This window comes from Rahnella inusitata (assembly GCF_018288855.1).
Classification (GTDB): domain Bacteria; phylum Pseudomonadota; class Gammaproteobacteria; order Enterobacterales; family Enterobacteriaceae; genus Rahnella; species Rahnella inusitata.
The window spans coordinates 551966-578089 of record NZ_CP065024.1; the positions used below are offsets into that span (position 1 = coordinate 551966).

Annotated in this window: 19 protein-coding genes; 9 read left to right on the forward strand and 10 right to left on the reverse strand. The window is 53.9% G+C overall.

The features are described from left to right. Positions 1 to 29 precede the first annotated feature (29 nt). The 3 genes from I2123_RS02535 to I2123_RS02545 all read right to left on the reverse strand — a co-directional run bounded on the left by I2123_RS02535 (position 30) and on the right by I2123_RS02545 (position 3760). Positions 30 to 1352, reverse strand: a complete 1323-nt coding sequence (locus I2123_RS02535) for an MFS transporter (protein WP_112167455.1) — start codon at positions 1350 to 1352, stop codon at positions 30 to 32. A gap of 287 nt (positions 1353 to 1639) precedes the next feature. Continuing rightward, the gene (gene yhjD, locus I2123_RS02540) at positions 1640 to 2776 is read right to left on the reverse strand and encodes an inner membrane protein YhjD (protein WP_213051736.1); all 1137 of its coding nucleotides are present in this window, start codon (positions 2774 to 2776) and stop codon (positions 1640 to 1642) included. Between the two features lie 84 nt (positions 2777 to 2860). Continuing rightward, on the reverse strand, positions 2861 to 3760 hold the full coding sequence (locus tag I2123_RS02545) for a LysR family transcriptional regulator (protein ID WP_213051737.1): 900 nt from the start codon (positions 3758 to 3760) through the stop codon (positions 2861 to 2863). Between the two features lie 126 nt (positions 3761 to 3886). Between I2123_RS02545 and I2123_RS02550 the strand changes: the two genes are divergently transcribed. Further along, positions 3887 to 4645 carry an SDR family NAD(P)-dependent oxidoreductase gene (locus I2123_RS02550; RefSeq protein ID WP_213051738.1) on the forward strand — a complete coding sequence of 253 codons (759 nt, stop codon included), beginning with the start codon at positions 3887 to 3889 and terminating at the stop codon, positions 4643 to 4645. Between the two features lie 8 nt (positions 4646 to 4653). Here the strand turns inward: I2123_RS02550 and I2123_RS02555 are convergent, their stop codons facing one another. Further along, entirely contained in the window at positions 4654 to 5400 is a 747-nt protein-coding gene (locus I2123_RS02555; RefSeq protein ID WP_213051739.1) for a flagellar brake protein, read from the reverse strand. A 368-nt stretch (positions 5401 to 5768) separates the two neighbouring features. Between I2123_RS02555 and I2123_RS02560 the strand changes: the two genes are divergently transcribed. The 5 genes from I2123_RS02560 to mqo (I2123_RS02580) all read left to right on the forward strand — a co-directional run bounded on the left by I2123_RS02560 (position 5769) and on the right by mqo (I2123_RS02580) (position 11626). Continuing rightward, positions 5769 to 6311 (forward strand): tetratricopeptide repeat protein, encoded by a 543-nt coding sequence (locus I2123_RS02560; RefSeq protein ID WP_213051740.1) that lies wholly within the window; start codon positions 5769 to 5771, stop codon positions 6309 to 6311. Between the two features lie 43 nt (positions 6312 to 6354). Beyond that, complete coding sequence (locus tag I2123_RS02565; RefSeq protein WP_338053241.1) at positions 6355 to 6840, forward strand: sigma-70 family RNA polymerase sigma factor; 486 nt, start codon at positions 6355 to 6357, stop codon at positions 6838 to 6840. Then, positions 6837 to 7613, forward strand: coding sequence for an anti-sigma factor family protein (locus I2123_RS02570; protein ID WP_213051741.1), 777 nt, complete (start codon positions 6837 to 6839; stop codon positions 7611 to 7613). The genes I2123_RS02565 and I2123_RS02570 overlap by 4 nt, the downstream gene beginning before the upstream one ends. 313 nt (positions 7614 to 7926) lie before the next feature. After that, complete coding sequence (gene mqo, locus I2123_RS02575) at positions 7927 to 9576, forward strand: malate dehydrogenase (quinone) (RefSeq protein ID WP_112167462.1); 1650 nt, start codon at positions 7927 to 7929, stop codon at positions 9574 to 9576. 397 nt (positions 9577 to 9973) lie between these two features. Beyond that, on the forward strand, positions 9974 to 11626 hold the full coding sequence (gene mqo, locus I2123_RS02580; protein WP_112167463.1) for a malate dehydrogenase (quinone): 1653 nt from the start codon (positions 9974 to 9976) through the stop codon (positions 11624 to 11626). A 68-nt stretch (positions 11627 to 11694) separates the two neighbouring features. Here the strand turns inward: mqo (I2123_RS02580) and I2123_RS02585 are convergent, their stop codons facing one another. The 4 genes from I2123_RS02585 to ebgR all read right to left on the reverse strand — a co-directional run bounded on the left by I2123_RS02585 (position 11695) and on the right by ebgR (position 17955). Beyond that, positions 11695 to 13194 (reverse strand): amino acid permease, encoded by a 1500-nt coding sequence (locus tag I2123_RS02585; RefSeq protein WP_213051742.1) that lies wholly within the window; start codon positions 13192 to 13194, stop codon positions 11695 to 11697. Positions 13195 to 13235: 41 nt separating this feature from the next. After that, positions 13236 to 13688 carry a beta-galactosidase subunit beta gene (locus I2123_RS02590; RefSeq protein ID WP_213051743.1) on the reverse strand — a complete coding sequence of 151 codons (453 nt, stop codon included), beginning with the start codon at positions 13686 to 13688 and terminating at the stop codon, positions 13236 to 13238. After that, the gene (gene ebgA / locus I2123_RS02595) at positions 13688 to 16759 is read right to left on the reverse strand and encodes a beta-galactosidase subunit alpha (RefSeq protein ID WP_213051744.1); all 3072 of its coding nucleotides are present in this window, start codon (positions 16757 to 16759) and stop codon (positions 13688 to 13690) included. The genes I2123_RS02590 and ebgA overlap by 1 nt, the downstream gene beginning before the upstream one ends. Positions 16760 to 16974: 215 nt before the next feature. Next, complete coding sequence (ebgR, locus tag I2123_RS02600; protein WP_167457488.1) at positions 16975 to 17955, reverse strand: transcriptional regulator EbgR; 981 nt, start codon at positions 17953 to 17955, stop codon at positions 16975 to 16977. Positions 17956 to 18166: 211 nt separating this feature from the next. On the opposite strand from ebgR, the gene ygjJ reads away from it, so the two are divergent. Both ygjJ and ygjK read left to right on the forward strand, forming a co-directional pair. Then, positions 18167 to 19249 (forward strand): protein YgjJ, encoded by a 1083-nt coding sequence (gene ygjJ, locus I2123_RS02605; RefSeq protein ID WP_213051745.1) that lies wholly within the window; start codon positions 18167 to 18169, stop codon positions 19247 to 19249. Then, positions 19249 to 21636, forward strand: a complete 2388-nt coding sequence (gene ygjK / locus I2123_RS02610) for an alpha-glucosidase (protein WP_213051746.1) — start codon at positions 19249 to 19251, stop codon at positions 21634 to 21636. The genes ygjJ and ygjK overlap by 1 nt, the downstream gene beginning before the upstream one ends. A gap of 40 nt (positions 21637 to 21676) precedes the next feature. On the opposite strand, the gene cytX is transcribed toward ygjK, so the two are convergent. After that, a complete protein-coding gene (gene cytX, locus I2123_RS02615) occupies positions 21677 to 22930 on the reverse strand; it encodes a putative hydroxymethylpyrimidine transporter CytX (protein ID WP_213051747.1) in 1254 nt (417 codons plus the stop codon). A 153-nt stretch (positions 22931 to 23083) separates the two neighbouring features. Continuing rightward, entirely contained in the window at positions 23084 to 23740 is a 657-nt protein-coding gene (locus I2123_RS02620) for a Qnr family pentapeptide repeat protein (protein ID WP_112167471.1), read from the reverse strand. 185 nt (positions 23741 to 23925) lie between these two features. On the opposite strand from I2123_RS02620, the gene dcp reads away from it, so the two are divergent. Further along, positions 23926 to 26079, forward strand: a complete 2154-nt coding sequence (dcp, locus tag I2123_RS02625) for a peptidyl-dipeptidase Dcp (protein WP_213051748.1) — start codon at positions 23926 to 23928, stop codon at positions 26077 to 26079. Positions 26080 to 26124 lie beyond the last annotated feature (45 nt).

Below are 26124 nucleotides of genomic sequence, written 5' to 3' on the forward strand. Positions count from 1 at the left end.
GCGCGTACCGGGCACGGTGTCCAGGTCAGTTACAGTGACTGATGGGCCGTTTCTTTGGACAGCAGCAGCGCTATCAAGGTTAGCGTTGCCATAAAGGCCAGATAAACGCCCACATAGAACAACCCGTAATGGGTTGCCAGCCATGTGGCGATGTACGGCGCAACGGATGCACCCAGTATCGAAGACACATTATAGGAGAAGGAGGCGCCGGTATAGCGAACTTCGGTCGGGAACAGCTCCGGCAGCAGCGCGCCCATCGGACCAAATGTCAGGCCCATCACCATGAATCCGCACAGCAGGAAGACCATCACCAGCGCCTGAGAACCGGAACCCAGAATCGCCGGGAAGTTAAGCGCAAAGACAATCATCAGCAGCGTAATGCAGATCATAGTTTTACGACGGCCAAATTTGTCCGCCAGCTGGCCGGCAATCGGCACCATCACACCAAATCCGATCACGCCAATCATCAGCATCAGCAGGAATTCGTTACGCGGAATGCCTAACCCGAGAGGCTGCGCCGCCGTGCCGTAGCCCAGCGAATAAACCGTCATGATGTAGAACAACGTGTAAGTGGCCACCATGATGAAAGTGCCCAGCAGCGTCGCTTTTTTGTATTTAGTGAACAGGGTACCGATCGGCACTTTTACCTGTTTGCCTGCTTTAGCGATTTTGGCGAAAACAGGCGTTTCATGCAGGGACACACGCACATACAGGCCAACCAGTACCAGCACGGCGGAAAGCAGGAACGGCACGCGCCAGCCCCAGGCGATGAACTGTTCGTCGGTCAGCAGCCACGACAGCAGCAGGAACATGCCGTTGGCGAAGAAGAAGCCAATCGGTGCGCCGAGTTGCGGGAAAGAACCGTACAACGCGCGCTTTTTTGGTGGCGCATTTTCTGTCGCGAGCAATGCCGCACCGCCCCATTCGCCGCCGAGGCCCAGACCCTGACCGAAACGCGCCAGTGCCAGCAGCAGCGGGGCGAAGACGCCAATGGTGGCGTAAGTCGGCAGCAGGCCGATGACCACGGTGGAAACGCCCATGGTCAGCAGCGAGGCAACCAGCGTCACTTTACGTCCGACGCGGTCGCCAAAGTGGCCGAACAACGCAGAACCGATTGGGCGTGCGATAAAGGCAATAGCGAAGGTTGCCAGCGACTGAAGCGTCGCGGCGGTCGGGTCGCCCTGCGGGAAGAAAATATGCGGGAACACAATAACGGCGGCGGTCGCGTAGATGTAAAAGTCGAAGAACTCGATGGCCGTACCGATCAGCGATGCCACGATGACTTTGCCGCGGGAGTTCTGACTCACCAGGTGCGCGTCAGCTTCTAATTCAGGAGTGATGGTGGCTTGCATAAGTGTTTCTTATTTGTAATGAGTGAGAGGGAACTAATGTAAATAAATGTATAGCGAAAAGTCATCTTATGCAGAGCGCGGCGGCATTTCAACGCGTCAGAAAGCAGGGGAAAGCGGATTTCAGGCGGGATTGGCCGATTGTTTTATTAACATCTTGTTTCACCAGACATACGTTCGGTGAATAGATGAAATGCAGAATAACTGACAGGGAAATGGCGAAATTAAAGTGCAGCTCTCAGTCAGTTATTCTGGTTTTTGGGGTCAGGATGGTGTGAAATCAGTGGTAATCACTGCCTTCTTATTTCATTGTCAGCATTAACGTCTGCGATATGAATATCATCTGGCACGATGATATGGTCTTGCGTAAATTCGCTGTCGTTTACCGTTGCGGCTTTCTTCTTTGCTGCCCGTTCTTTGCTGTCTGGCATGCGCGGATCATCCTTGTACTGCGCGGTGGCGATCCATGCGGCGACAAACAGCGTCAGGCGGGCGAAGAAATAGAAGAACGCCATCAGGCCGATCACCGAACCAAAAGCGGCACCGGAAGGCGAGGTCGCAAGGCGCGGCAGCGTCATGGTCATCACAAACTTGATAACCTCAAAACCGATTGCCGCCAGCAGCGTCCCGCGGAACAGGGCCTTTTTACGCGGCTTGTGACGCGGCAGCATCCAGAAAATCCACAAGAACAACAGGTAGTTGGCGGCAATCGAAATCACCAGCGCGATGCTGGTCATCACTGGCCTCAGCCATTCAATACCGCCCAGCCCCAGCGCATCCACGATAGTTTTCTGCGCCGAACCGGCAATAGAGGTCAGTGAGAGCGTGATAATCAGCGCCAGCACCAGCCCGGTCAGGGAGATAAAATCACGAAAATAGCGGCGATAAATTTTCTCCTGATCCTGCGGGTTACGCTCCCATACATCGCGGGACTGCGCACGGATCGCTTCACGCAGATTGCCCATCCAGCTGATACCGGAATAAAGCGCAATCAGCAGCCCGGACAAACCTACGGCGGTACGCTGCTCGATAGCCGTATTCACGGTACTTTTCAGCGTGGCCGCCAGATTGGGATCGCTGATACTGTTGACGATTTTATTGATAATCCCGGCCAGCAAATCCGGATTCGAGGCCAGCACAAAACCGACGGCGGCGAATGACACCATCAAAATCGGGATCAGCGACAGGAACGAAAAATAGGTAATGGCCGCGCCAAACTGGCTGCCGAGACGATCGTTAAACCGTTCGGTGGTGCGCAGCAGATGCGCGACCCATCCCCAGGATTTGACGTGCTCAACCAGACGCGAAAATCTGCCGATATTTTTGTCTACCGTGTGATTGCCGGTTTTGATGTTAATCAGCGGCGTCGGTTCTTCCTGCTTTGCCGGCGCGTGTTTTGAAAGGTCTTCTTTTGAAATTAGGGGCATTGATCCATGTTATCCTTAAAAGTGCATCCGGCCTTAAGTATAGACACCTGTGCGGCGCAGACGAGCCCGCACAGGCTTAAGCGGTCAGGCAATGAACGTTTGGGTGATTTCCGTCAGCCAGTCCATGAACACTTTCACGCGGCGCGACAGGTTTAGACGGTGGGGATAAACCAGCGTAACCGGCATGGGCGGCGCGCGAAATTGCGGCAAAATGCTCACCAGCTGGCCGCTTGCCAGCGCGTCCCGCGCGCCAATCAGCGGCACCTGAATAATCCCCAGCCCGGCCAGACAGGCCGCCACGTAGGTTTCGGTGCTGTTGACCGTCACCGCGCCGCCGCTTTTGATGCTTTTCACCTGCTTGCCATCGAGGTATTCGAACGTGGACGTGTGGCTGCCGAGCGTTTGCTCATAATGCACCATCGCATGATGAGCCAGCTGGTCGGGGTGATCCGGCGTGCCGTAACGTTGCAGATAACCGGGACTGGCGCAGTTGATTACGCTCAGATGCCCAAGTGGACGGGCGATAAGCCCCGAGTCTTTCAGTGTGCCCGAGCGGATCACGCAGTCGAATCCTTCGCGCACTACGTCCACCCGGTGATCGGTGCTGCTCAGCTCGATCTCCAGCGCCGGATAGCGGTTCAGAAATTCCGCCAGACGCGGTAACACCAGATGCGTCGCCATACCGACTGACATATCCACCCGCAGCCGCCCGCTGATGTTCGCCGGGTTCGACTGAAACATCGTCTCCAGCTCATCCATGTTGGCCAGCAACTCCTTGCAGCGCTGATAAAACACCTGCCCGTCCTGCGTCAGCTGCACGCGACGCGTTGAACGATGCAACAGGCGGGCGGACATCCGCGTCTCCAGCTGCTGTACCAGACGAGACACACTGCCCTTCGGTAATCCCAGACTTTCAGCGGCGCGGGTAAAATTACTCAGCTCGGCGACGCGCACGAAAACCTGCATTGACTGTATTTTATCCACATTTTATCCGATTGTTGTTTGGATTGAGACAGTGAAACTCATTATGGACCATTTATCACGCGCGGGTAATCCAATAGGCTGGGTTTCATCCGAGGCAGAAGTGACATAACCCCAATGAGGTCTGAAATGAGTCGTAAAATCGCTATCGTGACCGGCGCAAGCCGTGGTTTAGGTAAGAATGCCGTTGAAAAGCTGGCAAAAAAGGGCGTGGATATCATTTTGACCTACCACAGCCAGCAGGATGCGGCGCAGGCGGTGGTGAAATCGGTGCAAGCGGCGGGCGGGAAGGCGGTGGCTGTCAAACTCGATGCGGGCAACAGCAGCAGCTTTGATGCCTTTGTCGCAGAGGTGAAAGCGCAGTTGCAGGCGGTCTGGCAGCGCGATAACTTCGATTTTCTGGTGAACAATGCCGGTGTCGGTCTGCACGAAGCATTCGCTGAGACCACCCAAGAACAGTTCGATCTGATGATGAACATCCATCTGAAAGGTCCGTTCTTCCTGACGCAAAAACTGCTGCCGCTGATGGCTGACGGTGGCCGTATCCTCAACGTATCAAGCGGGCTGGCGCGCTTTGCGCTGCCGGGCTCATCCGCCTACGCCATCATGAAAGGCGCAATCGAAGTGCTGACCCGTTATCAGGCGCGGGAATTAGGCGAGCGCGGCATCACCGCCAACGTGCTGGCACCCGGCGCGATTGCGACGGATTTCAGCGGCGGCATGGTGCGCGATAATCCGCAGGTGAATAAAATGGTGGCGGGTAACACCGCGCTGGGCCGTGTCGGATTGCCGGATGATATCGGCGATATGGTGGCATTGATGCTCAGCGATGAAGCGGGCTGGATGACCGCCCAGCGCGTCGAAGCATCAGGCGGCATGTTTATCTGATGGCAGCGTTAATCGTGCTGGAAACGTTTCGCTTTCATATGCTGTTGTTTTTCCAGTTCGAAAATCGCCCGTTGCAGGTCTCGTTCCTGCGCGGGCGATAAGCGTGGAAACTTAAAGCTCAGACGCTGGGAGCTGACCGTCTCGCCTTTGTTGCTCACCGATTTACGCGGCATCGAGCCGATATACTGCAAATCCAGTTTAAACGTACCGAGCTCGGCCAGCTGGATCACGGAATCTTTCAGCACTTCGCCAGAGGTGATTTCCGGCAGCGTGGTGCCCTCAATTTCCAGCCCCAGACCGCCCAGCGAAATGTCTCTCACGCGAAAAGCAAACTCGGTGGCATTGGAGAGTTTGCCGCTGCAACGGTAGTCCGGCAGCCACGGCACATTAACGCGGAAATACTCACGGCGTTGGATGAAATACAGCACTGGCGGAATATCACAGATAAATGTCGGCAGGCCGTCAAACGTCACCTGGCGGACTTTGCTGCACGAGAACTCGACTTTTGCCCCGGTCGGTTCCGCCACAAAGGTCAGCGATTCTGCTTCCATCGCCAGCCCATTCTCGTAATCGGAACTGCCCAGATCGAATAAGAACTGATGGCCGTCGGCGTTCACGTCCAGAATTTTACTGATAAATTGACCACGGGTGTGGGTGATCATGACCAGCGTCTGATTTTTTTTCAGGTCCCGTAAAACGGACAAAATTGCCAGCGTGTTACGCTTAGCAAACGACTCTTTGGGTACTTCGCTCACCTGCCACACCTCTATATGCAGTAATCACAAAATGTTGGCGCAGCCTTTGACGTATAAAGCGCCCACTACGGTTATCGGCCACTCAGAACAAATCTTTATTGGGTTAACCCTGATATTTTCACTGGCTCAAAGTAAAATTCTGCGGTCAGTGGGCGGCTTTGAACCGCCCTGAATTATATATAGGCGATATTTCACCCACCTGAGTATGATTTTTTGCTCCCACCACCAAATAAACCGAATAGAAAGCCGCGCTCAGGTGTTTACCTTTAAACGAACACTGTCGGGGCGGCGCGCTTCTTCAAACCGTCTTCACGGTGTCGTCCTGGTAATCAGCCGAAGTTAACGATCCCTCTCTACAGGACATCAAAATGAAGACAAAAACGATGATTCAGGCGCTGTCAGTGATTTGTTTCGCGGGCAATATCTTGTTGTTCAGTGCAGGCGCCAGCGCGATGGGCGACGACTCAGATGCGAAGAAAACGCCGGATTGTCCGAAAGGACAAATCTACGACAGCAAAACCAAAAGTTGCATGGTAGATAAAGGCAGTATGATTTCGGATCAGGATAAAACTCAGTACGCCTACCATCTGGCAAAAACAGGCCGATATCAGGAAGCCCTGACGGTGCTGAATACGCTAAAAGATCAGAACACCAAAGAGGCATGGAATTATCGCGGCTATGCGACCCGCAAACTCGGGCGCACCGATGAAGGCATCGGCTATTATCAGAAATCCATCGCCATTGATGCGAATTACGCCAAAGTGCGCGAGTATCTCGGCGAAGCTTATATGATTAAAGGGCGTCCCGATCTCGCCAAAGCGCAGCTGGCAACCATCAAAGGCTTATGCGGCACCGGCTGCGAGGAATATCGCGATCTGAGTGCAGCTATCGACGGCCATCCCGAATCCTGAGTACGGGGAACGATAAATTTCACCGACAGAATTACGTCACGAACTGAGCCAGTGTCTGGCCCGCCTGTGGCGCTACGCGATGGTATTATCGCATAAGCGCGATGTGGCGGACGATCTGGTGCAATCCACCTGCGTGCGGGCGCTGGAGCGCTGCGCGCAGGTGAAGGAGAGCGCCGGGGTCGATCGCTGGCTCTTTTCAATTCTGCACTCCGTTTGGGTCAATGAACTCAGGGCGCAGCACGTTCGCCAGGGACAGGGATTTGTGGATGTGGATGATTTGGATGAACCCGCAGAGACGTTTACCTTTGAAGACAGGCACTGGCATACGCAGGTGATGCAGCGGGTGAAACGCCTGCCTGAAGCCCAGCGCAACGCGGTTTTTCTGGTGTATGTCGAAGGTTTCACCTATCAGGAGGCGGCGATGACGCTGTCAGTGCCGATTGGCACCATCATGAGCCGTCTGGCATCCGCACGGCTGACGCTGGCAAAAAATACCGGAATGTCATCACGACAGGGAGAAAAAAAATGAACCGTGAAATCCTGTCTTCTCCCTTTTCCGATGAAGCCTTAGTGGCATATCTCGATAATCAGCTGAGCGCAAAACAGCGCGCGCAGTTTGAACGACAGCTGGCGCACGACGATGTTCTGGCTGAGCGGCTGGCGCAGATGGCGCGCAGCAGTCTGCCTTTCCACGATGCTTTTGGCGCAATGTTGCAGGATGCGCCAGTCGGCAGGCTTCAGGCCACGCTGGATGCGATCCCGGATGTACCTGCCGCCGCTTCGCGCGGCGTCAGCCGTCGCGCACTGCTTGCCGCATCGGTGAGTTTTCTGGCGGTCGGGCTGCTCGCCGGGCGTTATTCGACCCTGCTGTATGCCGACATCACCTGGCGCGATCGCGTGGCTGATTACATGTCGCTCTACACCGCGCAGACGCTGGCGGACATCAACGATTCCCCTGAACAGCAGCAACTCCAGCTGTCGCGGGTGCAGAAATCGCTGGGGATCGTGTTAACACCGGCGGCGCTGAGTGTGCAGGGCGCGGCGCTGAAAAATGCCCGAATGCTGCATTACGATGAATATGACATCGCGCAGATCACCTATCTGGACACACGTTTCGGCCCGATGGCGCTGTGCATTACCCGTAGCGAACAGCGCGACGACACGGCGCAGGAGAGTGAAATCCGGCAGAAAATGAACGTCGTTTACTGGAGGCAGTCCGGCTATAACTTCATGCTGATAGGCCACAGTCCGGCGCCGGTTCTGGCGGAACATGCGGCCAGTTTGCAGGCAAAATTAGCCTGAGTGTGTGGCAGATAGTTTCGTCACGGAACTAACTTATGTAATTATTTAAAGTATTAAACTATTTTTAATGCACGTAACGGCAATGTTAAAATGTTTACGAAATCTCGATAATATGAGTAATCGGTAACATTTGTGTGGTTGAATTGTCGTTAGTCACCGCAGTTTTCGTTACTCCCCATTATTGTCCTTTCATACTCTGTGGAAACAATCGCTTGTTTCCCACCGCATCGGGTTGTTGATTTCGTTTATCCAGGGAAATTTGGATAGCTTTCACCTGCAAAACTAAAACTAAACATTCAGAGAAACAGACGTCATGAGAAAGATATTCGCCATGATCCTCTGCCTTAACGTGGTTGCCTTCAGTCAGTCAGCGTTCGCAGAAGATGAGAAGCCCGTCGATGTATTACTGATCGGCGGCGGCATTATGAGCGCGACGCTGGGGACGTACCTTCAGGAATTAGAACCGGACTGGTCAATCAATATGGTTGAGCGTCTGGACGGTGTTGCACTGGAAAGCTCCAATGGCTGGAACAACGCCGGTACCGGTCACTCTGCGCTGGCAGAAATGAACTACACGCCGGAAAAACCCGACGGCAGCATCGATATTTCCAAAGCGGTGGAGATCAACGAATCCTTCCAGATCTCCCGCCAGTTCTGGTCATATCAGGTCGAAAACGGCGTTCTGCACAACCCGCGTTCTTTCATCAACAGCACGCCGCACATGAGTTTTGTGTGGGGTGATGACAACATCAATTTCCTGCGTAAACGTCACGCCGCGCTGCAACAAAGCACGCTGTTCCGTGGCATGGAATACTCTGAAGACCCGGCGCAAATCAAACAGTGGATCCCGCTGGTGATGGAAGGTCGTGACCCGCAACAGAAAGTGGCCGCAACGCGCATTCCAATCGGTACCGACGTGAACTTCGGCGAAATAACCCGCCAGCTGGTGGCCTCTTTGCAGAAGAAACCTAACTTCTCCCTGAGCCTTGGCCATGAAGTCCGTGAAATCAAACGTAACCCGGATAACACCTGGAACGTCACGGTTGCTGATCTGAAAAACGGCGACAAAGAAAGCGTCATCAAAGCCAAATTCGTGTTTATCGGTGCAGGCGGCGCGTCCCTGACCCTGCTGCAAAAATCCGGTATTCCTGAAGCGGATAACTACGGCGGCTTCCCGGTTGGCGGTGAATTCCTGGTGACTGAGAACCCGGACGTCGTGAAACGTCATCTGGCAAAAGTGTACGGTAAAGCGTCCGTTGGCTCGCCGCCGATGTCCGTTCCGCACCTCGACACCCGTATTCTCGATGGTAAACAAGTTCTGCTGTTCGGGCCGTTCGCGACCTTCTCCAGCAAGTTCCTGAAAAACGGTTCCCTGTGGGATCTGTTCGGTAGCGTCAATTTCTCCAACATCATGCCGATGACCCACGTGGGCATCGACAACTTCGATCTGGTGAAATATCTGGTCAGCCAGGTCATGCTCTCCGACGATGACCGTTTCGATGCATTGCGTGAATACTTCCCGGATGCGAAGAAAGAAGACTGGCGTCTGTGGGAAGCGGGTCAGCGCGTGCAGATCATCAAGAAAGATGAGAAAGAAGGCGGCGTTCTGCGTCTGGGCACCGAAGTGGTCAGCTCGAAAGACGGCAGCATCACCGCTCTGCTGGGCGCATCACCGGGCGCTTCTACCGCTGCACCGATCATGCTGCACCTGATGGAAAAAGTGTTCAAAGACAAAGTCGCGACGCCAGAGTGGCAGGCCAAACTGAAGGAAATCATCCCTTCTTACGGCACGCAGCTGAACGGCAACGTGGCCGCAACGGAGAAAGAACTGGGCGACACCAGCCGCGTTCTGATGCTGGATAATCCACAGCCAAAACCGGTCGAACCGGCACCGGCGGCGGACAACTCTTCAGCACCGAAGCAAGGCCAGGAGCAGAAACAAGTGGCTGACGTCGCTCTGTAATCTGAATCTTAAAGCCGTTATCAGGAAGGCGCGGGAGACCGCGCCTTTTTAACAATCTCCTCCAGATTCTTCCTTCCTCAAACCCGATTTAGCACGAATTGCGCGTTCTTTGTACGCCACAAATCTGTCAAAAACATCGTCATAAATCCCCGAAAACCCTGTCGGATTGCGGCCTGCGCGCAAGTCAGACGTTCTCATCTCCTCTTTTTTTGAAAGGTTAAATCCTTTTTTAAATTATGTAGTGATAATGTTATATTCGTTGCCATCATTTGAAAAAATGAAGATTCAGTAACGTTCCCGCGTGTTTTTTTGCTAATTTCTTGTTCGATTGTGATAACAGAAGTCATAACAAATCGTCATAACGAAACAGAACTGAACATTTAGAGAAACAGACGTCATGAGAAAGATACTTGGTATGCTTCTCAACCGTGACTCACTGGGTGCCAGCGAGCCTGCGGCCGCAGAAGACGAAAAATCCGTTGATGTATTGCTGGTCGGCGGCGGAATTATGAGTGCTACGCTCGGGACCTATCTTCAGGAACTCGAGCCGGACTGGTCGATCCATATGATCGAACGCATGGACGGCGTGGCGCAGGAAAGCTCGAACGGCTGGAATAACGCCGGGACAGGCCATTCCGCGCTGGCAGAAATGAACTACACCCCGGTGATGCAGGACGGCTCCGTCGATATCACCAAAGCTGTGGCGATCAACGAAGCCTTTCAGGTTTCCCGTCAGTTTATGGCGTATCAGGTGCAAAAAGGTGTGCTGAATAATCCACGCTCGTTCATTAACAGCGTGCCGCATATGAGCTTTGTCTGGGGCGATGAAAATATCGATTTCCTGCGCAAACGTTTTGCTGCCCTGCAGGAAAGTACGCTGTTCCGCGGGATGGAATATTCGGAAGATCCGGAACAAATCAAACAGTGGATCCCGGCGGTAATGGATGGCCGTGATCCGGCGCAAAAAGTGGCGGCAACCCGCACCACGGCAGGCACCGACGTGAACTTCGGCGAAGTAACGCGTCAGCTGGTGGAAGCCCTGCAGAAAAAATCCAATTTCACGCTGGCGAATGGCCAGGAAGTGCGCGACATCCAGCGCAATCCGGACAGAAGCTGGCGTGTGACTATCACCGATCTCAAACACAGTCACAAACATCACGTCGTGAACGCGAAATTTGTGTTCATCGGTGCCGGTGGCGCGTCGCTGACCCTGTTACAAAAATCCGGTATTCCGGAAGCGCGTGACTACGGCGGTTTCCCGGTCGGCGGTGAATTCCTGGTGACTGAGAATCAGGACGTGGTGAGACGTCATCTGGCGAAGGTGTACGGCAAGGCCGCCGTGGGCGCGCCGCCGATGTCCGTTCCGCATCTCGACACCCGTATCATCGACGGTAAACAGGTTCTGCTGTTCGGGCCGTTCGCGACCTTCTCCAGCAAATTCCTCAAAAACGGTTCCCTGTGGGATCTGTTCGGGAGCGTCAACAGCTCGAACTTACTGCCAATGACGCACGTCGGCATGGGTAACTTCGACCTGGTGAAATATCTGGTCGGGCAGGTGATGCTCAGTGATAACGACCGTCATGCAGCGCTGAAGGAATTCTTCCCGCAGGCCGAGCAGAAAGACTGGAAACGCTGGGTGGCGGGGCAGCGCGTGCAGGTCATCAAAAAAGATGGCAAACACGGTGGCGTATTGCGTCTGGGCACTGAAGTGGTCAGTGCGAAAGATGGCAGCATCGCCGCCTTGCTGGGCGCCTCTCCGGGCGCGTCCACTGCTGCGCCAATCATGATGAAGCTGCTGGAAACCGTGTTTAAAGAGAAAGCCGCCAGCCCGCAATGGCAGGCCAAATTCCGGGAGATCATCCCGTCGTATGGCACAAAACTGAACGGCAATGTGGAAGCAACCGAGAAAGAGCTGCTGGAAACCAGCCGTATTCTGCAACTCGAGACGCCTTCCATGAAGACGACGCCGGTCGCCGAGGTGGTTCAGCTGCGCCCGCTCGATGCACAGGCGCAGGAAGAAACCAATCTGCCAGCGGATATCGCGCTGTAATTCCTTAACCGGGAAACAACAAAACCGCCTGTTAACCTCAGGCGGTTTTTTTTATGCCTTTATTTTCCTCATGCGCCGGAAAGGGATTTTGCGATATTCGCCTCCTTTATGCGGGCCGTTTCGTTTTGCGATTCCAGTACAATTCTCGCCAAAGGGGTGTCTTCGTGATAACGCGTTTGTGCATCCAGCCCTTTAGAATATTTATTGTATTTCCACCCTGCATAACCGAGGAACAGCACCAGCCCGCCGACGTTATAAAACACAATGGTTAAAATGCTGGCGCCGGTCGGGAATGTTGAGGCGATAAATCCGACGGTAAAAATCACAATCAGTGTACTGACGATGGTGATCCCCTGCTTTCTAGAGCCCATTTTAAAATCGCGTTCAACGTTGTCATATTTCAGCCGCAGATTCAGATACGCCAGCATAATAAACAGCGGTGGCAACATGGATGCCGCGGCTGTCATATTGATCAGCGTATTCATTAATTCCTGCACGCTGTTTGAGCCCAGGGTCGGAATTAACATCAGCGGGATGACGATAAGAAACTGGATCCACGCCGCGCGCGTCGGCACGCCGTGTTTATTCAGACGGATGGTTTTCTCCCCAAAAATCCCCTTAGGAATTTCAGTAAAGAAGATTTTGACCGGCGCGGCCGTCCACATTAGCAGTGAACCAAACATCGCGGTAAATGAAACGACGCCGACGAAGCGGTTCATCATTACCGCCGGTAAACCAAAGTGTGCCGATAATCCTTCGAATACCTGCACCGTGCCGCCGGTGAAATGCAGCGCAGACTGCGCCACGAATACGTTGATCAGCAGTGACGCGATGGAGTAAAGCACGCCGATCACCAGCCCGGAAATGATGATGACTTTGACGAATGCGCGGCTGCCGCCCTTGACGTCATTGACGTATACCGCGACCGATTCCGCACCGCCTGCCGCCTGAAATATCCACGCGATAATGCCTAAGAATGCCCAGTTAAAATGCGGCGTCATGGCGTCGACATTGATCGGATTCGCCGGCTCGACACCGCCAATTAATGCCGCGCCCGCCAGCACGATATAAGAAAACGTCAGCAGCAACATTAATGTGGAGGTAACCGACGTCATCGGGCCGAGTAATTTCGCACCGCTGTTGGAAATAAGCGTGGAAAAAGCGAACAAACAGATGCTGATGATGGCGGTGGTGACCGGTGTGAAAATATAGTCATGCCCTAAAAATGCGTACGAGGCGTAAGCAATAACGCGCGGAAGCAGCGCCGTGAAGAAAAATAAATTCACGAACCAGTAAGTGTACGCCGTCATAAATGCCCAGCGACCGCCGAGCGCACTTTTTACCCAGGCGTAAACGCCGGCTTCCGAGTTTTTATTCAGCGAGACAAATTCGGCGATGATCAGACAAAACGGAATGAAATACAGCACAGTCGCTACCAGAAAGACCGGCGCGGAGGCGATGCCCAACTGAATATTATTATTGATGACATTATTAAAGCTAAAAACGGCGGCAAACGTCATGGATAACAATCCAAATTTACCGATCGTATTGCGACTGGACCCGGCCATAGTGAATCTCCAACTGCGATATTTGTAGGGTGAGTTTTTTATTATTTGTTTAAGAAATAGCTTTCTTCGATGGTCACTTTCAGGATGACTTTTTTAACGTTTTTTTCTGGCCGGAAGCGGCTGGCTTCGTGATTTTCAAAAATGATGACGTGGCCTTTTCGCGCTGTGATTTTTTCGCCGCTGCCGGTGAAGAGTTCACGATCGGTTTCATCGCTGTAGGGCGCGAAAATGTTAAGCCGTGATTTGGCAGCGAATTCAATGTCTTCGCTCCCTTCGAGGTAGTAGTGAACATCGAAATAACGCCGGTGGCCTTCAAATTCTGCCCGCTGCGGTTCCGCGCCGGACGCCAGTCGGTATACCAGCGAATCGCCGACAGAGTGAAAAACGCCGGGACGGATATTTTCAACGTTATTGACTGCTTCCATGCAGCGCAGCCATTTTTTTCCTGTGCCGTACAGCCGCTGAAATTCAGTTAACGAGTCAAGAATAATCATCAGTTCGCCTCCGGGGTTTCTAAGGGCTGGGGTTGAAAGGATTGTTCGGCAAGGCTCAGGCTGTCGGTGTCCTGCTGGCGGAAAGGCACCAGCGTGAAGCCGTAGCTGAACGCCGAGAAGTAAACGCGGTATGAATCGAGCACTTCCGAGCCCCAGGAGTTGGAGCCGAGCCCCATGATTTGATGGTCGAGGTTGAGGGTCAGGCAGCTATCCGGCGTGAGCTCGTCGATGTGCTGCGCCTGCTGCACCATTTGCGAACTGTACGGCCACAGGCTGAAATTGATCGGCTGGCGCGGCTGAATGAAAATCCCGTTTCCGGCGTTATCGCGCAGGCTGAGCCAGCGGATATCCTGACGGTTGCCGTTGTCCTGCGGCATCGGGTAGTCCTCAAACAGGCTGTTTACCGGCTGCTGGTAATGGCCAATCAGGTTCGCCTGACGGCTGTCCTGATAGTTTTCGCCCGGCCCGCGACCGTAATATTCCACCTGTTGAAAACGGCGGCTGATGCCAAAATCCAGCCCGATTTTCGGGATAACGTGGCTAAAATCACCATAGGGCGAGCCGGACAGATCCAGACTGACCGCGCCCTGTGGCGATATCCGCCAGCGGTAAACGCAGCGCATACCGAAATCAAACACCGGCGGAGCGATCACCGTGCGCACTTCAATCACGACGTCGTTGTTCAATCGCTCACAATGCAGCGAGCGAAAATGCTGCTGCATGATCTGCAAATGATTAGGCTGCCAGATGCCTTCAAACTCCGGCTTATGATTGTCGATTACCGGTTTGAAGAAGTTGAGTGTGGGCGCGCGGCCAACGATTTCTTCTCCGTCGACCTGCCAGCTTTTCAGTTCGCCGTCGAGGCGGGAAAACTCAAGGCGAAAGCCCTGACCGCTGACGATAATCAGTAGCTTCTGCTCGTCGCAAACCAGCGGTATGCGGCTATCCGCATCGGGTAAGGTCGCCAGCGTCTCTGCGGCCTGCAACAGCACCTGATAATGTCCGAGCGGATGATTCGCTTCGCTGTATGCGGTCGGGCTATTTTTACTGATGCTGACGTTAAGGAAGGTTTCCTGGCCGCTGACGGTGAATTCCGGCAGTGGAATTTCTTCACATTCGCCAGGTTGCAGGTGCGGCAGGGTGATTTTACGGGTTTCTGCGCAGCGCCCGGCAATCTGTACGGTCAGCGTCAGCGTGATATCCGCCAGTGAGCTGAACCAGTAACGGTTTTTGACGCGTAGCGCGTCGCCATCGCGACTGATTTCCACCGGGCACAACACCTGTTTGTATTCGCGCAGACCGGGGCCTGGCGTCTGATCAGGGTAAATCAGGCCGTCCATACAGAAGTTGTAATTATTCGGATAATCGCCGTAATCGCCGCCATAGGTGTAGCGTATTTTCCCGTTTTCGGCGGTTTCCAGCAGGCCGTGGTCGCACCATTCCCAGATGTAATGTCCTTGCAGGCTGGCGTGACGGTTCATCACGGCCTGATATTCCGCGAGTCCGCCGGGGCCGTTGCCCATTGCGTGGGCGTACTCGCAAATAATGCGCGGTTTAGCGTGCGGATATTCGCCGAACGCGTTCATCATCTGAACGCGGGAATACATAGTGCTGATGACGTCAGTGACCTCGGCGTCGCGGTCTTCCTCGTAATGAATGAGACGCGTCGGGTCGAGAGCTTTGCAGCGCGTGGCCATGGCGCGGATATTGCAGCCATAACCGGATTCGTTGCCGAGCGACCACATCACTATCGACGGATGGTTTTTCTGCGCCATCACATGTCGCTCGATGCGTTCAACATAGGCCCGTTCCCAGCGCGGATCGTCGGTGATACGGCTCAGATCGCCGACGTTGGCGAAACCGTGGCTTTCCAGATCGGTTTCGGCCATGACGAATAAGCCGTAGATGTCGCACAGGTCGTAGAAGCGCGGATCGTTCGGGTAATGTGCGGTGCGCACCGAGTTAATGTTGTGCTGTTTCATCAGGATGATATCGCGCTCAACCCGCGCCATATCGACCGCGCGCCCTTTGCGGTGATCGTGGTCGTGCCGATTCACGCCGTGCAGTTTGAGGTAGCGCCCGTTGATATAAAACAGCCCGTCGCGCACGGTGATATCACGAAATCCGACGCGTTGCGGCACTACGGAAATCACCTTGCCCGCGTCGTCATACAGCGTCAGCAGCAGCTGATATAACGCCGGATGTTCCGCGTTCCACTGACGTGGCTGACTGACCGGCATCTCCAGCCTGCAACGGGTTTCGTCGCTGATACACAAGCCTTCTGCCGACAACTCCGCGATACAGCGTTCGCCATCCCAAAGCTGCGCATGCAGCCGGTAACCGCTGACCGGCTGATGAAGGTTGTGCAGAGCGACATCAATATTCAATGTCGCATCGCAGTAGTTTTCATCGAATGCCGTGACGACGGAAAAATCCTGCAGATGGACAGGGTCCTGGCCGGTGAGATACACATCGCGGAAAATCCCCGCCATCCACCACATGTCCTGATCTTCGATGTAGGTCGAATCCGCCCACTGCATTACGCGCACCGACAGCAGATTTTCGCCCGGCTGCGCCGCCGCGCTGATATCAAACTCCGCGCACAGGCGGCTGCCTTTGCTGAAACCGACGTAATGGCCGTTCACGTAAACTTCGAAGTAGGTTTCGACACCGTCGAATTTAATCAGGGTTTGTTTGCCTGCCCATGAAGCATCCAGACAAAATGTGCGCTGATATGCGCCGGTCGGATTGTTGGTGGGCACGAAAGGAATGTCGATCGGGAAGGGAAAACCTTCGTCGGTATATTGCAGCTGGCCGTGGCCTTCCATTTGCCACATCCCCGGCACGGCGATATCACCCCAGCCGCTCACGGGCTGACGGTAGAATTCATCAGGAACTAACGCCGGATGCGCAAAATAGCGGAATTGCCAGCGGCCGCTAAGCAGCTGAAAATTCTGGCTGGCGGCGCGGTCAAAGCTCAGCGCCTGCTGCGCGTTTTCATAACTGAAAAACCGGGCGCGAGGCGGTAAACGGTTTTCTGACTGCTTGTCGATGTTTTCCCAATTATTCACGTGATCTCTCCTGAGACGTGTTTCTATGGGAAATAAGATAGTAAATATTTAGTAAAAATAACTAAAAACATTTACTGATTGTCAGAGAGATCACACAATTTTAAAAATGTGTTTGAGGATCATGCAGTTAATTTTACCGATCGTCGAAGATCCCTCTGACACCGCCTTTTCATCGAAAAGCCGCGTGCCAGAGAGTGGTTCGTGCCAGCCCCGGATCAGCGGCGCGTGGTGTCGCGCAACTGCAAAGAGCTCGGTACAAACAGCGAAAGCGGTACGCTGCGTTCATCGCGCAGGCGTTCAGTCAGCAGGTTGACTGCCTGCGCACCCATGGTTTCTGAATGAATGCGAACCGTTGATAATGAAGGGAAAACAAAGCGGGCGGTCGGGATGTCGTTGACGCTTATCAGCGCGATTTGCTCGGGGATTTTCACGCCATGTTCCAGCAGCGCACGGGTCACGCCCAGCGCAATCGAATCGGTGGCAATCAGCAATGCCGGTGGCCAGGGCGCGTTCTCTGCCAGCATTTTCTTCGCACACTGATAGCCGGACTGGCTAGTGAAATCGCCGTAATAAATATCCCGTGGCTGCACGACGTTTTTCAGCCGGCCATATTCCACAAACGCCTGCTCACGCTGGTCGGCGAACTCCGGATGATCGCGCCCGCCGATAAAACCGATGCGCGAGTAACCCTGGGCGATGAAGAAATCGATCACTTTCTGGCTGATTTTAAAGAGATCCACATTCACGCAGTCAAACTGTGCGTCTTCCATCACGCCGTCAATGAAGACCACCGGGCAGGATTGCTGACTGAGTTGCTGATGCAGCGCGGTCTGCGGCTGGCCGATGACCAGAAATCCGTCGGCGGACGGCAACGGTTTATCGCCACTGAAATCATAACCAGAAATTAGCGTGATACCGAGTTTTTCACATTGCGTTTCAACGCCATAGCGCATGGAAAGATAGTAAGGATCATCGATTTCCAGCCCCTGGCGGTAGGTGAACAGCGCCGCGAAGGTCATCCGGTGCGTCGCGTTGCGTTTGGAAGGGGACAGCTTATATTCCAGACGCTCCGCCGCTTCCAGAATGTTCTGCCGGGTTTGCGCTTTCACGCTCAGGCTCGGATCGTCATTTAGCACGCGCGAAACCGTCGCAACGGATACGTTCGCGGCCTCAGCGATTTCCTTCAAAGTAGCCATCAGCGTCTCATAAATAGGTAAACGAAAGCCGTAGCTTAATGTGATCAGCCGCTTATGTACACCCGCTGCGGCTGCGTGAGCGCCCAAAAAAGCAATGTGACAAGGTTAACGCTTTACCAATAATTCAGTATATTTTAGTAAAATATTTACTACTATGCGTTTTACTTTTTGGCTCACCTAAAACTTCTCATTCTGAGCGAAGCGCATAACCATGAAGAAAATATCACTCAATAAAATATTAATGCTTTTATTATTCGCCTCGCCAATGACTTTAGGGGCGCAGGAACAGGCCGTACCTGCCGAACACAATGTATTAATCCCGCCTGAAATAACGCCTAAATACCCGGATGCGACCGCCTACCGTTTTTATGGTGAAATGGGCGGCGGCGGCAGCGTCTATTTAAACGGTAAAGATCAGCATAAATACAGCGATGGAACTTATATCGAAGGCGGGCTGGAAATAAAGCACGGCAACTGGTTCGGGCTTATTTATGGCGAAGGCTGGACAGTGCAGGCCGATCATCAGGGAAATGCCTGGGTGCCGGACCATAGCTGGGGCGGATTTGAAGGTGGCCTGAACCGGTTTTATGGCGGCTATCGTACGGATAGCGGCACCGAGATGATCCTCAGTATGCGCAACGATTCCTCACTCGATGACCTGCAATGGTGGGGCGATTTCACACCGGAATACGGTTACGTTATTCCCAATACGCGCGATTTAACTCAGGCTGCGAAAATTCAGAACCTCACCGGCAAGTTTCGCTATAGCGTGACCGCCGCGCCGGAAAGCCGTGTCGATGAAAGCAAGGCGCTGCTGCATTTTGGAAAATATGACCGTTATTCAGATAAATACACATATCGGGCGATGGTCAACGGTTATACGCAATATGACCTGACGGAAGGGCTGACGCTGCTCAACGGCCTTGAGCTTACCGACGGCACCGGGCAGCTGTTTCTCGCCGGTTTGCAGGGCAAAAATCTCGCCGGGCGCATCTGGCATCACACCGGCAAGGGCGATGGCAATCATCCGGGCAGCGAATCCGGGATGATGGTCAGCGCGATGGCGGAAGCCGCGTCAGGCCTCTATTTATCCACCGCGTACAGCTATGCCGAACACCATTTAGATAATGCGGCTGACACCACGACTTCCTATGCACAGGCTGGGATCTGGTATGAATATTACGGTGGCCGCTTCGCGACGGCATTAGACAGTAAATTTTATATGAGCAACGACAATACCGGCGCCAGTAATTCAGTATTTCTGATGCAATATTTCTATTGGGGTAAATCATAATGAAAAACGTCAGCAGACTTAAATACGCCACACTTTTGGTCTCAGCGGCATTATTTATTTCCGGCACTGCACTAGCCAATAATGCCAAGATATTGCATGCAGGGGATTATAAAAACGTCATTAACCGTACCGGTGCGCCACAATATATGCTCGATTATGATTTCGATGAGCACCAGCGTTTTAATCCGTTATTTGATGACGGTGCGTGGCATGGACATTTATTACCGGCAGGCCCGCAAAGTATGGGCGGATTTCCTGGCCCGGCGCTGCTGACCGAAGAATACATCAACTTTATGGCGGAGAATTTTGACCGCCTGACGGTCTTCAAAGAAGGTAAGAAAGTCGCGCTGAGAATGACGGCGTACAGCATTCCCGGCGCGCTTGTTCAGACGCTAACTGCGCCCGGCATCCGTATCGATCTGACCCTGCGTTTCGTCACCTCGCGCACGTCGTTGCTTGAAACCAAAATCACCACCGATTCCCCGCTGGAACTGGTGTGGGACGGCCAGCTTCTGGAGAAACTTCACGCTCAGGAAGGCAAGCCGCAGTCGGATAAAACCATCGAACAGGAATATCCCGGCTATACGCGTACTATCCTCCCGACGGCTGACGGGCTGCGCGTTACCTTCGGCAAAGTCCGTGCGCCTTCCAGCCTGATGACATCAGGGGAATCACAGTATCAGATCCACAAATCTCTGCCGATGCAGACGACCGTCGAGGGGCATCAGTTTACCGGCAAGGCGGACATCTCCGGATCCACTACGATTTACACCACCTATTCGCATCTGCTGACTGCCGCCGAAGTGCAGCAGGAACAGCCGAAAATCGCCGATATTCTCCTCCATCCGCACACTTATCTCACCGCAAGTGAAGAGCGCTGGGAAGGGTATTTGAATAAAGGGCTGACCAACGCACACGCGACAAAAGCACAGGAACGCGTGGCGGTAAAAGCCATCGAGACCCTTAACGGTAACTGGCGCGGTGCGGCAGGCGCGATGAAGTTTGATTCTGTCACGCCGTCGGTGACCGGCCGCTGGTTCTCTGGTAATCAGACCTGGCCATGGGACACCTGGAAACAGGCGTACGCGATGGCCCATTTCAATCCGCAGGTGGCGAAAGACAATATCCGTGCGGTGTTTGCGTTTCAGATCCAGCCCGGCGATCCGTTGCGTCCCTGGGATGCCGGTTTTGTTCCCGATCTTATTGCCTATAACCCGAGCGCCGAGCGCGGCGGGGACGGTACCAACTGGAATGAGCGCAACACCAAGCCGAGTCTGGCGGCGTGGTCGGTGATGGAAGTCTACAAAACCACTGGCGATAAGGCGTGGCTGGCTGAGATGTACCCAAAGCTGGTCGCTTATCATGACTGGTGGTTGCGCAACCGTGATCATAACCATAACGGCGTGCCGGAATATGGCGCGACCCGCGATAAAGCGCATAACACTGCCGACGGCAAGATGCTGTTTACCGTCAAAGACGGCCAAAAAGAACAGACAGAATCCGGGCTGAAGAATTACGACAAGGTCGTGAAGTCAGGAAAATACGACAGCATTGAGATCCCCGCGCAAGTTGCGGCCTCCTGGGAATCTGGCCGTGACGATGCCGCCGCCTTTGGCTTCATCGATGCCAAACAGCTGGCGAAATACGTCGAAAAGGGAGGTAAAAAACAGGACTGGCAGGTCAGCTTCGCCGAAAACCGCGCCGCCGACGGCACGCTGTTAGGCTATTCGCTGTTGCAGGAGTCGGTGGACGAAGCCAGCTATATGTTCAGTGACAATAAATATCTGGCTGAAATGGCGGACATTCTCGACAAGAAATCCGAAGCGGAAGCTTTTCGCAGCAAAGCCGCGAAACTGGCTGATTACATCAATACCTGCATGTTCGACAGTCACAGCGGCTTCTTCTACGACATCCGTATTGAAGACAAACCGCTGGCAAATGGCTGTGCAGGCAAGCCGATTGTCGAACGTGGCAAAGGTCCCGAAGGCTGGTCCCCATTGTTCAACGGCGCAGCGACGCAGGCCCACGCCGACGCGGTAGTAAAAGTCATGAAAGACCCGAAAGAGTTCAACACCTACGTGCCACTCGGCACCGCCTCGCTGACCAATCCGGCGTTCGGTGCAGACATCTACTGGCGTGGCCTCGTGTGGGTCGATCAGCTCTATTTCGGCTTAAAAGGCATGGAGCAATATGGCTATCGCGATGATGCCATCGCTATGGCGCAGACCTTCTTCGACCACGCCGACGGACTGATCACCGACGGCCCGATCCGTGAGAATTACAACCCGCTCAACGGTAAGCAGCAGGGCGCCCCGAATTTCTCATGGAGCGCCGCGCATCTATATATGTTGTATAACGATTTTTTCGGGCAGGGTAAGTTGAAATAATCCAGTGGCCGTAACCGCCCCTCGGGGCGGTTTTCGTAGGTCAGGATTTGCGCCCTAATCCCCAGCACACCAGCCCTGCGACCACCAGCGACGGAAGGGTCGCGCCGATGTCCGGCAGCAGGTGAGCCATCAGATGATAGACCGCGATACCGATAATCCATGCTGCCAGTGAATGCACATTCAGGTCTTTATGGGTCTGAGCGTGCAGGACAAAATGATGGGTGAGCACGACGCCGAACAGGGGCGCAAACACTGAGCCAATCAGCAGCAGGAAGTTTTCATACTGCGTGAGCGGCACACCCCATGCGATGAGCGTACACAGCAAGCCAATGCCCAGTGTGAGTTTTCCGATGCTGATGGGCAACGATGTCCCCGCCGAGACCGCCGCCGAATGGATATCCGCGAACGCGTTTTCGTGTTCATCCACCAGAATCAGTAACAATGGAATGCCCAGCGCGATGCCGGAAAGTGCCAGCAGCAGGGCGTTAGCGTCAGTCGATGTGCTGACGAACGCCAGCGTGTAGCCCACGCCGAGTGACATCATCCATACGCTGCCGAGAAAATATCCGCACGCCGTTCCCCAGAAGTTCTGTCTGGCGGTTTTGCCGAACCGGGTGTAATCCGACACCAGCGGCAGCCACGAAAAGGCCATCGAGACCACGATGTCACAGGCCAGCGCGAACGGCATCGAGCCGTCTCCCGCTTTGTGCCAGAGCGTGGATAAATCCGCATGCAGGAACAGGTAACCGGTCAGCCACGCGCAACTTGCCAGAAGCAACCAGATCCCCCAGCGGCGCAACACCACGCGGATAAATGCCAGAGGCCCGCTGGCCGCCAGCAGCGTGGCGATTGCGCCGAAGATAATCGTCCAGAGTGTCGGATTGGCCCACAAGCCGCCATCGCCCCACGCCCGTTTTGCCAGAAGTGTGGCCGCATCGCGCATGACGACGATTTCGAACGCTCCCCAGCCGACCAGTTGGATCAGATTAAACACCACCGGCAACGCCACGCCGCGTTTACCGAGGCTCAGCCTCAGCGATGCCATCGACGACATTCCCGTCTGTCCGCCGATCACCCCGACCAGCGCCAGCAGTGCAACGCCCACTGCGGAACCCAACACAACAGCCGCCAGCGATCCCGCGAGCCCCAGACCCGGAGCCAGAATCGCCCCCGCCTGCAATACCATCAGGCCCATGCCGAGCGAGAACCAAAGCGAGAATAAATCAGCCCAACCTAATGTCCGTGATTTTTCCGGAACAGAGGTTTTCGGTGAGTAAATACTATTATCTTTCATGAGGTTAATTTCGTGGTTACAGCGAAGGTCTGTTATAGCACAAAGCCAAAGGATTCTGATGACGGGCATGGGGGAAGCGCACTTTTGGGTTTCAGTTGCTGAATTTCCGGCACAAAAAACCTTTTCTCACTTCTTAAAATTTCAATCTCTTCCTTACTTCGAATGAATCACAATCACGCCTAATTTCTCCAGCAAATGACTTTGCTGCCAGTCATCGATTTTCACGCCGTCGAGATCGACCTTGCGCAGGTTCAGTTCGCCAAGATCGGAATTCGTCAGGTCACAATGGGTGATGTTCACATTGTTCCAGTCAAACTCGGTGAATTCGCCGCCGGAAAGATCGGAGCCGCTGAGGTTCGCGCCTTGCACATTCGCACCGGTCCAGCGGTTTTCCCACAGTTCACATTTCTCCAGAATGACTTTGCTGAAGTTCGTGTAGCTGAAGTTATTTTTGGTCATGAACGCGCTGCAAAACCAGGTGCGCGAGGTGATCATATTCATAAAGCTGGCACCGCTGAAATCTGCGCCGGTGGCTTTGCATTCGCGGATTTCCAGACCCAGCGCCTGAATATTTTTGAAGTCGGCCATGGTTAAATCGCAGTTTTTGAAACTGGCGTCTTTCAGCTGCGCATGCTGAAAAGAGCAACCTGCCTGCGTTTCATCATCGTAAAAAATACAGTTCACGAAGGCGACTTCAGACAGATCACTGCTGTCGAAACGGCAGCGCAGGAACCGGCAATCATGAAATATTTCGCCCGTCAGCTGCTTCTGGCTAAACCGCTGGTCGCTGAAAGTCTGGTCTTTGATCATCTCGTTCTCTGTCATTTTTCCCGCCGCGAAGGGGCTTATCCTGACAGAAAATACAGATCGAAAATATGGAACCTGCCTCGTAATAACACGATTTACTTAAGTATTCGTTTTGCCGATCGGCTGGCAGGCGTCTATTCTCAAAGGCTTAACGGAGTCCATCTTTCAATCAGCTAAGGAAGACTGAAATGCGTCTGTCCATCCTCTTTATGGCAACCAGTCTGGCGTTCAGCCAGTACGCAATGGCGGCAGAATCCGCGCCGCCCGCCACGCAGGAGCACGTCATGAATCACGCGATCAACGCCGATAATCCTTTTTTAAAAGCCAGCCCGCTCGAGTATCAGGCTCCGCAATTTAATCTCTATAAAGACAGTGATTACGAACCTGCGCTGCTTGAAGGCATCCGTCAGAAACTGGCTGAAGTGGATAAAATTGCCGATGACACTTCTTCGCCGACCTTTGAGAATACGTATGTCGCACTGGAAAAATCCGGCGTGATGTTGCAGCGCGTCCAGAACGTCTTTGGCGCGATGACCGGGGCGAATACTGACGATACGCTGCAAAAAATAGATGAAGACATGTCGCCGAAGCTTGCCGCGATGGATGACACTATTCATCTCAACAGCAAATTATTTGCGCGGCTGAAAGCGGTCTATGACCAGCGCGCGTCGCTAAAACTCGATGCCGAATCCCAGCGCCTGATCGAGGTGACGTATAAGGATTTTGAGCTGTCAGGCGCGAATCTGTCCGATGCGGATAAAGATAAACTCAAAGCCCTTAATCAGCAGGCGGCCACGCTCAGCACTCAGTTCACCAACAAACTGTTGGCCGCCACCAAAGCGGGCGGTCTGACGGTGAAAGACAAAGCGCAACTGGCCGGGCTGAGTGATGCCGAGCTTTCCGCCGCCGCGCAGGCTGCCAAAGACCGCAAGCTGGATAACGCCTGGCTGCTGGTACTGCAAAATACCACGCAGCAGCCGTTGTTGCAGTCGCTGGAAAACCGCGAAACGCGCAAAGCACTGTACGAAGCCTCAATCAATCGCGCAGAGAAAGGCGATGCCAATGACACCCGCGAACTGATCGCGAAACTGGCCAAAGTCCGCGCCGAACAGGCCAAAGTGCTTGGTTTTCCGAGCTATGCCGCGTGGAAGCTGGAAGACCAGATGGCGAAAACGCCACAGGCCGCGCTGGATTTCATGCACAAAATTGTTCCGGCAGCGACTGCCCGGGCAGAGCGTGAGGCAAAAGATATTCAGTCTCAGATCGATAAACAGCACGGCGATTTTAAGGTCGCGGCGTGGGACTGGCAGTTTTATGCGCAGCAGGTACGCAAAGAAAAATATGACCTCGACGACGCGCAGATCAAACCCTATTTTGAGCTGAATAATGTGCTGGAAAATGGCGTTTTCTACGCGGCGAACCTGTTGTACGGCGTCACCTTTAAAGAGCGTAAAGACCTGCCGGTGTATAACCCCGACGTACGTGTTTTTGAAGTGTTCGACAAAGACGGCAAATCAATGGCGCTGTTCTACGCCGATTACTTCCAGCGCGACAATAAAGGCGGTGGCGCGTGGATGAGCAACTACGTCGATCAGTCCAAACTGCTGGGCACAAAACCGGTGATTTACAACGTTGCGAACTTCCAGAAACCGGCTGCGGGGCAACCGGCTTTGCTGTCGTGGGATGACGTGATCACGATGTTCCATGAGTTCGGCCACACCCTGCACGGGCTGTTCGCCGATCAACAATACCCGAGCCTTTCCGGCACCGCGACGCCGCGTGATTTTGTCGAATTCCCGTCACAGTTCAACGAGCACTGGGCGAGTGACCCGAAAGTGTTTACTCACTTCGCCAAACATTATCAGACCGGTGAAGTGATGCCGCAGGCATTGCAGGACAAAATCGAGAAGGCCAATAAGTTTAACAAAGGTTATGACATGACCGAGTTGCTGGCCGCTGCGCTGCTCGATATGCACTGGCACAGCCTGAGCGCGAGCGATCCGCAGCAGGATGTCGATAAGTTCGAAGCCGAATCGCTGGCGAAGGACAACGTGAATCTGGCTTACGTCCCGCCGCGTTACCGTTCCAGCTACTTCCAGCACATCTGGGGCAACGGCTACGCCGCCGGTTATTACGCCTACCTGTGGACCGAAATGCTGGCCGACGACGCCTTTGCGGGTATCACCGAGCAGGGCGGGCTGACGCGAGAAAATGGACAGAAATTCCGCGATCAAATCCTTTCGCGCGGTAACAGCGAAGATCTCGAAAAACTGTACGAAACCTGGCGCGGTAAAGCACCGTCAATTGAGCCGATGCTGAAGAACAGGGGGCTCGAAGAATAACGGAAAAGAATGATGAACGGCGGGTGTGGGTAGGATACCCGCCGT

Bases quoted from the DNA above. Each gene is read 5' to 3' on its own strand.
- yhjD (WP_213051736.1), bottom strand. From the start codon at position 2,776: ATGCCCCTAATTTCAAAAGAAGACCTTTCAAAACACGCGCCGGCAAAG.
- ygjK (WP_213051746.1), top strand. From the start codon at position 19,249: ATGAAAAACGTCAGCAGACTTAAATACGCCACACTTTTGGTCTCAGCG.
- I2123_RS02535 (WP_112167455.1), bottom strand. From the start codon at position 1,352: ATGCAAGCCACCATCACTCCTGAATTAGAAGCTGACGCGCACCTGGTG.
- I2123_RS02560 (WP_213051740.1), top strand. From the start codon at position 5,769: ATGAAGACAAAAACGATGATTCAGGCGCTGTCAGTGATTTGTTTCGCG.
- I2123_RS02585 (WP_213051742.1), bottom strand. From the start codon at position 13,194: ATGGCCGGGTCCAGTCGCAATACGATCGGTAAATTTGGATTGTTATCC.
- ygjJ (WP_213051745.1), top strand. From the start codon at position 18,167: ATGAAGAAAATATCACTCAATAAAATATTAATGCTTTTATTATTCGCC.
- I2123_RS02620 (WP_112167471.1), bottom strand. From the start codon at position 23,740: ATGATCAAAGACCAGACTTTCAGCGACCAGCGGTTTAGCCAGAAGCAG.
- I2123_RS02550 (WP_213051738.1), top strand. From the start codon at position 3,887: ATGAGTCGTAAAATCGCTATCGTGACCGGCGCAAGCCGTGGTTTAGGT.
- cytX (WP_213051747.1), bottom strand. From the start codon at position 22,930: ATGAAAGATAATAGTATTTACTCACCGAAAACCTCTGTTCCGGAAAAA.
- I2123_RS02570 (WP_213051741.1), top strand. From the start codon at position 6,837: ATGAACCGTGAAATCCTGTCTTCTCCCTTTTCCGATGAAGCCTTAGTG.
- mqo (WP_112167463.1), top strand. From the start codon at position 9,974: ATGAGAAAGATACTTGGTATGCTTCTCAACCGTGACTCACTGGGTGCC.
- I2123_RS02590 (WP_213051743.1), bottom strand. From the start codon at position 13,688: ATGATTATTCTTGACTCGTTAACTGAATTTCAGCGGCTGTACGGCACA.
- mqo (WP_112167462.1), top strand. From the start codon at position 7,927: ATGAGAAAGATATTCGCCATGATCCTCTGCCTTAACGTGGTTGCCTTC.
- ebgR (WP_167457488.1), bottom strand. From the start codon at position 17,955: ATGGCTACTTTGAAGGAAATCGCTGAGGCCGCGAACGTATCCGTTGCG.
- dcp (WP_213051748.1), top strand. From the start codon at position 23,926: ATGCGTCTGTCCATCCTCTTTATGGCAACCAGTCTGGCGTTCAGCCAG.